This is a genomic window from Streptomyces sp. NPDC008079, assembly GCF_042957385.1.
GTDB lineage: Bacteria > Actinomycetota > Actinomycetes > Streptomycetales > Streptomycetaceae > Actinacidiphila.
The window spans coordinates 198421-206911 of record NZ_JBIBIC010000013.1; the positions used below are offsets into that span (position 1 = coordinate 198421).

Annotated in this window: 8 protein-coding genes; 5 read left to right on the forward strand and 3 right to left on the reverse strand. The window is 74.2% G+C overall.

From position 1 onward, the window contains the following. Positions 1 to 177 precede the first annotated feature (177 nt). Together ACFZAM_RS25550 and ACFZAM_RS25555 are read left to right on the forward strand one after the other, a co-directional pair. Complete coding sequence (locus ACFZAM_RS25550) at positions 178 to 1665, forward strand: glycosyltransferase 87 family protein (RefSeq protein WP_391049570.1); 1488 nt, start codon at positions 178 to 180, stop codon at positions 1663 to 1665. Between the two features lie 173 nt (positions 1666 to 1838). Then, positions 1839 to 3089 (forward strand): M14 family zinc carboxypeptidase, encoded by a 1251-nt coding sequence (locus ACFZAM_RS25555; protein ID WP_355339205.1) that lies wholly within the window; start codon positions 1839 to 1841, stop codon positions 3087 to 3089. On the opposite strand, the gene ACFZAM_RS25560 is transcribed toward ACFZAM_RS25555, so the two are convergent. Both ACFZAM_RS25560 and ACFZAM_RS25565 read right to left on the reverse strand, forming a co-directional pair. Continuing rightward, positions 3058 to 3633, reverse strand: a complete 576-nt coding sequence (locus tag ACFZAM_RS25560; protein WP_355339208.1) for a GNAT family protein — start codon at positions 3631 to 3633, stop codon at positions 3058 to 3060. The genes ACFZAM_RS25555 and ACFZAM_RS25560 overlap by 32 nt on opposite strands. A 158-nt stretch (positions 3634 to 3791) precedes the next feature. Continuing rightward, positions 3792 to 5195 (reverse strand): MFS transporter, encoded by a 1404-nt coding sequence (locus ACFZAM_RS25565; protein ID WP_391049572.1) that lies wholly within the window; start codon positions 5193 to 5195, stop codon positions 3792 to 3794. A gap of 361 nt (positions 5196 to 5556) precedes the next feature. Here ACFZAM_RS25565 and ACFZAM_RS25570 point away from each other — a divergent pair, with 361 nt between their 5' ends. Further along, entirely contained in the window at positions 5557 to 6498 is a 942-nt protein-coding gene (locus ACFZAM_RS25570) for a helix-turn-helix domain-containing protein (protein ID WP_391049574.1), read from the forward strand. 68 nt (positions 6499 to 6566) lie between these two features. Further along, the gene (locus ACFZAM_RS25575) at positions 6567 to 6824 is read left to right on the forward strand and encodes a lipopolysaccharide assembly protein LapA domain-containing protein (protein WP_391049575.1); all 258 of its coding nucleotides are present in this window, start codon (positions 6567 to 6569) and stop codon (positions 6822 to 6824) included. Between the two features lie 182 nt (positions 6825 to 7006). Here the strand turns inward: ACFZAM_RS25575 and ACFZAM_RS25580 are convergent, their stop codons facing one another. Further along, a complete protein-coding gene (locus tag ACFZAM_RS25580) occupies positions 7007 to 7498 on the reverse strand; it encodes a GNAT family N-acetyltransferase (protein WP_391049577.1) in 492 nt (163 codons plus the stop codon). An 89-nt stretch (positions 7499 to 7587) separates the two neighbouring features. Here ACFZAM_RS25580 and ACFZAM_RS25585 point away from each other — a divergent pair, with 89 nt between their 5' ends. Next, positions 7588 to 8400, forward strand: coding sequence for an exodeoxyribonuclease III (locus ACFZAM_RS25585; RefSeq protein WP_391049579.1), 813 nt, complete (start codon positions 7588 to 7590; stop codon positions 8398 to 8400). The last annotated feature ends 91 nt before the right edge of the window (positions 8401 to 8491 follow it).

An 8491-nucleotide genomic window follows, 5' to 3' on the forward strand; every position in this document is an offset into this window, starting at 1 on the left:
AGCGTGAGGCTTCGGGGCCCGCGGGGCGGGCCGTTCGGGAGGTGGAGGAGGTGTATCGGTCATGAGGCCATCTCACCCCCGCCGAGGCCCCCGCAGGAGCGCGCGACTCCTTACGGAACGCGTACGTCGCAGCGGTTCGGCTCCCGCTCGCCACGACCGGATGCGAGCGTGTGACCTGTGGGAATCCGTACCTCGCTCCTCGCCGCCCCCCGCAGGGCCGCCGCCGGCACCACCCCCGGCACCACCCGCCCAAGCGGCGCCGGCACCGCACCCCCGAGCCGCGGCCGACCGGCGACCGCCCTCGTCGCCCTGCTCCTCACCGCCCTCGTCGCCGTCGTCGCGGCGACCCTCGCCGTCGGCGGCACCGAAGGCCGTCCGGACCGCCTGCCGTACTGGTACGCCGCCGCGTGGGCCCTGTTCGCGGCGGCCCTCCTCGCGCTCCGCAAGGTGCCGCGCCGCGCCGCGACCGTCCTCGTCGCCGCCGGAGGCGTCGCTCTCGCCCTGACCGGCCTGGCCACGGCCCCCCGCACCAGCAACGACATGTACCGCTACGCGTGGGACGGCGCGGTGCAGGCGTCGGGTGTCTCGCCGTACGCGTACCCGCCGAACGCGCCGGAGCTCGAACGGCTGCGGGAGCCATGGCTCTTCCCCCGCCAGGCGGACGCCCACTGCGCGGACTGGACGCAGATTCCTACCACCGCCGGTGACTGCACGCGGATCAACCGGCCCTCCGTGCACACCATTTACCCGCCCGTCGCCGAGGGCTGGTTCCTCGCCGTGCACGCGCTGTCGCCGCCGGGCACCCGGTACAAGCCGATGCAGGCCGGCGGCGCGCTGCTGGCCGCGGCGACCACGGGCGCGCTGCTCCTGGCGCTGCGGCGGCGCGACGCCGACCCCCGCCGCGCCGCCCTGTGGGCGTGGTGCCCGATCGTGCCCGTGGCGGCCGTCAACGACGCGCACATCGACACCCTCGGCGTGCTCCTGACCGTCCTCGCGCTCGGCGCGACCGCGCGGCCCGTGCGCCGCGGCGCGCTGCTGGGCGCCGCCGTCGCGGTGAAGCTGCTGCCCGGCCTCGCCGTGCCCGGCGCGCTCGCCCGCCGCACCCCGCGCGAGGCGCTCCGCGTCCTGCTCCCCGCCGTCGCCGTAATCGTTCTCGCCTATCTGCCGTACGTCGTCGCGTCCGGCGGCGGGGTGCTCGGCTACCTGCCCGGGTACCTCCAGGAGGAGGGATACGAGCCGGGCAGCGTACGGCGCTTCGCCCTGCTGCGGCTGGTGCTGCCGGACGGTGCGGCGGGCCCGGCCGCGATCGCGGCCGTCCTCGCGGTGGTGGTGTACGTACTGCGGCGTGGGGACCGGAACCGGCCGTGGAGCGGGGCCCTGCTCGTGACCGGCACCGCGCTGCTGCTGACCTCACCCTCCTACTACTGGTACGCGCTGTCGGTCGTCGCCCTCGTCGCGCTCGACGGCCGCTGGGAGTGGCTGGCCGTACCGCTGGCCGGACTCGCCCTCTACACCGGGAACGCGATGGGCGCCGGTGCCCATGGAAACGTGCTCCAGGCAACCGCGTACGGAGCCGCCGCACTGATCATCGTCACGGGCGCCGTTGTGCGCCGGAACACCTGCGGTAGCACCGTTGACACCCTGCCGCCGCCGTGTCGTACTTAGTGCTTGCCCGGCCGTTCAGCAGTGGCCCCTTCGGCACCCGCGATACGCGCACGCTCTGTGCCGCCGTCACCGAAGCCGCCCGACGGCCGTGGTGGACGGGGTCATGTGGGGGCTGTACCCGACGTCGTCACGCAGTCGCAGCCAGTACGCGCTTCGGCTTCTGGGGGAATGCGGTGGCGAGAGAGCACTATCCGACGACGGCCGAAGTCATCCAGGGCGCACGGCTGTTGACGTTGCGATATCCGAGACTGTGCCGTCTGCGGGCGGTCGGCCGGTCGCGGGCCGGGCGGCCCCTGCTCATGCTGACGGTGGATCAGGCGGAGGGCGGGAGCGAGCGGAACGCGCTCGTGGTGGCGGGACCGCACGCCAACGAGGCGGCGGTCGGCGGTGCCACGGTGCTCCGGCTCGCGTACCAGCTCGCCGCCGAGCGCGAGGGCGGTCACGGCGACGGCACCGCCTGGCACTTCCTGCTCTGCATCGACCCGGACGGCGCGGTGCTCAACGAGCCCTGGCTGTGCGGGCCTTACACCCTGCGCGGCCACTACGAGCACTTCTTCCGGCCGTGCGCGGCGGAACAGCCCGAATGGCTGCCGCCGCCGGGAGCCCCCGACGCGTCGCTCCCCGAGACCCGCGCGCTGCTCGGCGTACTGGACGCGCTGCGACCGGTGTTGCAGTGCTCGCTGCACGGCATCGACGTGGGCGGCAGCTTCGTGCAGCTCACCAGCGACATCCCCGGCGTGCCCGCGCGGATCGGCAAGTCGGCCGCCGAGCTGGACATCCCGCTGGAAAGCGGGTCCTCCGACGCCTTTCAGTGGCCGAGCCCGGGACCCGGCGTCTACGTGATGCCGCCGGACGGCGACCCCGCGACGGTCGGCGACGGCGCCAACTCCACCTGGGCGCACGCCCGCCGCTACGACGGTGTCACCGCCGTCGTCGAAGTGCCCATGTGGGCCTGCGACCGTACCGCCGACATCTCCCCGCACCCCGCGCCCGACCACGCGCTGCGCGTCGCGGGCGCCGCACTCCGCCGCGACCTGCCCCGCGTCGCCCGGGTCCTGGACAACCTCGACCCGCGCCTGGTCGGCGCGGACTCCCCGATGCTGCGCACCGTCAAGGAACTCGTCGGCATCGGCCCCCGGCTGTCCGCCGACTGGGACCCCGCCGTGCGCCCGCCCGGCGCGCTCCCGCTGCCGCCGATGACCACCGCGCGCGTCACCAGCATCGAGGTCTACGCGCAGCGCGTCCCGCTGCGCGCCGCCGCGATGCTCCGCCGGGTGGCCGACGTCCCCCGTGTCACGCGCCTGGTGGACGAGTGGTGCGCGGCGTACGAGAGCGCCTACCGCCCGCGCTGGGTGCCGATCGCCGACCAGGTCGAGCAGCAGGCGCGCAGCGTCATCGCGGTGTACGAAGAGCTGCGTACATGACCACGTCCTTCAACTCCCCGCCGACGCGCGCCCAGTCGCGCAGCAGCCCCTCGCGCTGGTAACCGGCGCTCTCCGCGGTGCGCAGTGAACCGGTGTTCCACGGCTCGGCGTACAAGTCGAGCCGGGCGATGCCCAGTTCGTGCAGGCCCCACTCGGTGATCGCCTTCAGCGCCGAACCTGCGGCGCCCGCGCGGCGCGCCGAGGCGAGCACCCAGTAGCCGACCGTGGCGCGGTCCGCGCTGATGATGTCGAGCCCCACGTTGCCGACCGCGCACCCGTCGGACGCCCGCGCGATCACCATCGGGTAGCGGCCCGCCGCCGGCCGTCCCCACTGCCGCTCGACGAAGGCGATCCCCTCGGCGTCGCTGTAGACCGGCGGCACGGTCGTGATCAGCGGAATCAGCGGGTCCGTCGACGCCTCGCGCACCGTGTGCAAATCGGCCATCGACCACGGGCGCAACGTGTAGTCGCCCGCCCCGAGCACCGGCGGTTCCCTGAGGTCGGTGAGGACGTCCCTGCGGTCCGAGCGGTGCCTGTGGTCCATGCGTCCGATGCTGCCAGCAGGGGGCGCGGCGGGCGAGTCCATGACGGACGTACGGGGCACGGGCCTGCGGCCGTCCCCCGTCACCCGTCACCCGTCCCCGCCCCCGTGCTCCGCCACCCGTCCCTGTCCCCGCGCGCCCCCGCGCCCCGCCCTCCCCGTCACCCCCGCGCGCGGACGGGTTCACCCCCCTTCGGCGACCGCAGGAACAGCGCGGAGGCCACCGCCCCCGCCGCCACCAGGGCCGCGTTGACCAGTACGGCGAGCGAGATCCCGCCGAGGAGTACGTGCGGCGCCGCCGACGAGGCCGCGCCCGCGCGGGCGGTGACGACCGCGCTCATCACCGGGATGCCCAGCGTGATGCCGACCTGCTGCGTCATCGTGGCGAGGCCGGTGGCCAGACCCTGCTCCTCGTCCGGCAGCCCGGACGTCGCGGTGACCATGAAGCCGACGATCGCCAGCATGTTGCCGACACCGCCGACGAAGGTCGCCGCCAGCAGAAGCCCCAGCCATCCGCGGCCCTCCCCGAGCGGCACCAGCGACGCGGTGGCGACCGCCTGGACCCCGCCGCCGACGATCAGCGTCGCCCGCGTGCCGATCCGGCCGATCACCCGCGCCCCGAGCACCCCGCCCATGACGGTGCCCGCCCCCAGCACACCGAAGGCGAGACCGGTCGCGAGCGCCGAGAACCCCAGCACCTTCTGGAGGTAGAGCGTCATCAGGAAGACCAGCGACGTCTCCGTCACGAAGGCGATCAGCCCGGCCGCGTTCCCCCACACCACCGACCGGCGGCGCAGGAACCGTACCGGCACCAGCGGCGCCGGGGCCCGCCGCTCCACCGCGACGAAGGCGGCCAGCAGCGCCGCGCCCACCGGCAGGGCGGTCAGCGTCACCGGGGAGAGCCAGCCGCGCTCGCCCGCCGACGTGAAGCCGTAGACGACGGCGAGCAGCCCGCCGGTGACGGTCACCGCGCCGGGCACGTCGAGCCGGGGCCGTGCGGCGGGGCGGCTCTCGGCGATCAGCGCGGGCGCGGCGAGCAGCACCACGGCGGCCACCGGCACATTGACGAAGAACGCCCAGCGCCAGCTCAGCAGGTCGGTCAGCACCCCGCCGAGCACCGCGCCCGCCGTGAAACCGGCCGACATCAGCGCCCCGTTCAGACCGAGCGCCCGTTCCCGCAGCGGCCCCTGCGGGAACGACGTGGTCAGCAGCGCCATCCCGGCCGGGGTCACGGCCGCCGTCGCGAGACCCTGGGCGACCCGCGCCGCCAGCAGCATCGCCGGACCCGTCGCCAGCCCGCCCGCCAGCGACGACACCCCGAGCAGCGCCATCCCGGCCAGGAACACCCGGCGCCGCCCGAACAGGTCCGCGACCCGGCCGAACAGCAGCGTGAATCCGGCGGCGGCCAGCGCGAACGCCGTCGCGATCCACTGGAGATTCGCCAGCGAGAAGCCGAGACCGCGGCCGACCACCGGCAGCGCCACGTTCAGGATCGAGAAGTCCACCGCGATCATGAACTGCGCGCCCAGCAGCAGCATCAGCGTCCAGCGCTGCCGCGCGCTCATCGGCGGCGGGCCGGACCTCGGGGCGGTGTCCGGTGCCCCGGCCCCGTCCGTCCGCGCTCTCCCCGTCCCCGCGGCGCGGCCCGTCCCCGCCGCGCGGCCCGCGCCCGTCGTCGGTGCGGGTGCCGGTGCGGATGTCGGTGCGGGTCCGGGTGTGGGTGCTGGTGTCGGTGTCGGTGGCGTCATCCTGCGGCCCTCCATAGCGCTGGTGCGGTCACCACGGAAGGCTCGTCGGCGGCGCGGCCCGTACCCAGACCCCCGTTCTTCGTACGTGGGCGGTGCCTACGCGGGCCGTACGTACGTCGGCGGTGCCTACCACCGGCAGGGTCAGGCTCCGCGCCGGGCGCCGGGGCAGACTGGACGCATGGACGGCACCGCGCGCACCCCCTCCGCACTGGGCGAATTCCTCCGCACCCGGCGGGCGCGGCTGCGCCCCGAGGACGTCGGCGTCGTCCCGTACGGTGCCCGGCGCCGCGTACCGGGCCTGCGCCGCGAGGAACTGGCCCAGCTCGCGGGCGTCAGCGTCGCGTACTACACACGGCTCGAACAGGGCCAGAGCGCCAACGCCTCGCAGGCCGTGCTCGACGCGCTCGCCACCGCGCTGCGGCTCACCGACGACGAGCGCGCCCACCTGCGCCACCTCGCGCGCCCCGGCCGCGCGGGACGCCGCGCCCCGCAGCGGGCCGAGACCGTACGGCCCGCCACGCGACAGCTCATCGCCGCCATGGACGCGGTGCCCACCGTCGTGATGGGCCGCCGCTACGACGTCCTGGCCTGGAACGCGCTCGGCCACGCCCTCACCGCGGGCCACCTCGACCCCGACGCGCCCGACCGCCCGGCCGACCGCCCCAACGCCCAGCGGATGCTCTTCCTCGACCCGCACACCAGGGAACTGCACCCGCACTGGGACGAGGAGGCCCGGCGCGCCGTCGCCTCCCTGCGGCTGGCGGCGGGCGAGGCGGCCGACGACCGCGGATTCGCCGAACTCGTCGGCGAGCTGTCCATGAAGAGTCCGGAATTCGCCGCCCTGTGGTCCCGCCACCCGGTCAGCAACTGCACCACCGGCACCAAGACCTTCCACCACCCGGTGGTGGGCCGCTTCGACCTCGCCTTCGAGATGCTGCGGACCGGCGACGGCTCGGGGCACCGGCTGCTGCTGTTCAGCGCGGCGCCCGGCACCCCGGACGAGGCGGCGCTGCGCCTGCTGGCGGCGAGCACCCAGGCGAGCACACAGGGGAGCCCGTACGCGAGCACGCAGGTGAGCGCACAGGCGCGCACAGCGGACGCGCTCACCCGTTCGGAGTAGTCCGCAGCCCGCCCCGGCGCCCCCGCACCGATCATGAACGCAAGGGGACAGCGCCGAACCGGGAGCAGGTGAGCGTGGTGAGCACCGAGAAGCCGCCGAGCGACAGCAGGTTCGGTTCGCTGGTGACCCCGGGCCGGGTGACCGTGGCCGTGCTCGCGGTCCTCGCCCTGATCTTCATCTTCGAGAACACCCGCGACGTCAAGATCCGGCTGCTGATCCCCGAGGTCACGATGCCGCTGTGGATGGCGCTGCTCGGCTGCTTCATCGTCGGCGCGCTGGCCGGGATGTACCTGCGGCGCGGCGGCCGCAACAGGGGCGGGCGCTGACGCCGGGACCTCGTGCGGGGCGCCGCGATCCGTGGGGTACGCGCGGGTGCGGTGCGATCAGCTGCTTGGACCGGTGGTTTGGATCGGCGGTTTGGATCAGCGGCTTGGATCGGCGGCTTGGATCAGCGGCTTGGACCGGCGGCTTGGACCGGCGGTTTGGATCAGCGGCTTGGATCGTCGGCTTACGGGCCCGGCGGCGCGACCAGCGGCTTGCCGAGGCACACGCTCAGCTCGTCGTGCCGGTAGTAGCCGAATTTCGGCACCGGCAGGTAGCCGCACGAGCGGTACAGCGCGATGGCCTCCGGCTGCCGCTGACCGGTCTCCAGCACCATCCGGGTCCTGCCCGCCGCCGCGGCCGTCCGCTCCAGCTCGGCCAGGATCGCGCGGGCGAGACCGCGCCCGCGCGCCCGCGCCACCACGAACATCCGCTTGATCTCCGCGTCGCCGTCTGCGTGCCCGTCGGGCGAGTCGTCCTGGGCGCGCCAGCCGCCACTGGCCACGGCGTGCCCGTCCTCGTCGTAGGCCAGCAGGTACAGCCCGCGCGGCGGGTCGAAATGGGCCGCGTCCATGAAGGTCGAGTCCCCGTCGCCGTACCGCTCCACGTACTCCTGCTGCACCAGGTCGCTGAGCTTCACCGCGTCGGGGTGGTCGTAACGCGTCGTTCTGATCTCCACGCCCGATATCGTACGTGCGCGGTCGTACGCACGTGCGGACGGGGGATACCGAAGCGGTCCAGCCGACCGGCCCCGGTATCGTCCAGCGCATGTCGACCACCGTCACCACCGTGAACGTCAACGGACTCCGCGCCGCCGCCAAGAAAGGCTTCCTGACCTGGCTGGAGGAGACCGAAGCCGACGTGGTCTGCCTCCAGGAGGTCCGCGCGGAGCCCGACCAGCTCACCGTCGAGCTGCGCGACCCGGCGGGCTGGCACGCCTTTCACGCGCCCTCCTCCGCCAAGGGCCGGGCCGGTGTCTCGCTGTACACCCGCGAGGAGCCCAGCGCCGTCCGCGTCGGCTTCGGCGCCACCGAATTCGCCGCCGCCGGGCGCTACCTGGAGGTCGACCTGCCCGGCACCGGACCCGGTCTGACCGTCGGCAGCCTGTACCTCCCCTCCGGCGAGGTCGGCACCGAGCGCCAGGCGGAGAAGGAGCGCTTCATGAAGGACTTCGCCGTCCACCTCGGCGCGCTCCGCGACCACGCCGCCGAAACCGGCACCCATGCCCTGGTCTGCGGCGACTGGAACATCGCGCACCAGGAAGCGGATCTGAAGAACTGGCGCGGCAACCGCAAATCCGCCGGCTTCCTCCCCGAGGAACGCGCCTGGCTGACCGAACTCTTCGGCCCCACGGGCTGGACCGACGTCGTCCGCCGCCTCCACCCCGACGTCGAGGGCCCCTACTCCTGGTGGTCCATGCGCGGCCAGGCGTTCGACAACAACACCGGCTGGCGCATCGACCTCCAGGTCGCCACCGAAGCCCTCGCCGCCGCGGCCACCACCGCCGTCGTCGAGCGCGCCGCGAGCTACGACCAGCGCTGGAGCGACCACGCCCCGGTGACGGTGACCTACGACATCTAGGCCGTTTCGTTCGGATCATCTGATCGTTGGTCCGGGTGTGCCGTTAAGCGACGCGCAGTGGGCGCGGATCGAGCCGTTGTTGCCGGACCGG

Excerpts from the sequence above, each read along its gene's own strand:
- ACFZAM_RS25560 (WP_355339208.1), bottom strand. The coding sequence starts at position 3,633 with ATGGACCACAGGCACCGCTCGGACCGCAGGGACGTCCTCACCGACCTC.
- ACFZAM_RS25565 (WP_391049572.1), bottom strand. The coding sequence starts at position 5,195 with ATGAGCGCGCGGCAGCGCTGGACGCTGATGCTGCTGCTGGGCGCGCAG.
- ACFZAM_RS25570 (WP_391049574.1), top strand. The coding sequence starts at position 5,557 with ATGGACGGCACCGCGCGCACCCCCTCCGCACTGGGCGAATTCCTCCGC.
- ACFZAM_RS25585 (WP_391049579.1), top strand. The coding sequence starts at position 7,588 with ATGTCGACCACCGTCACCACCGTGAACGTCAACGGACTCCGCGCCGCC.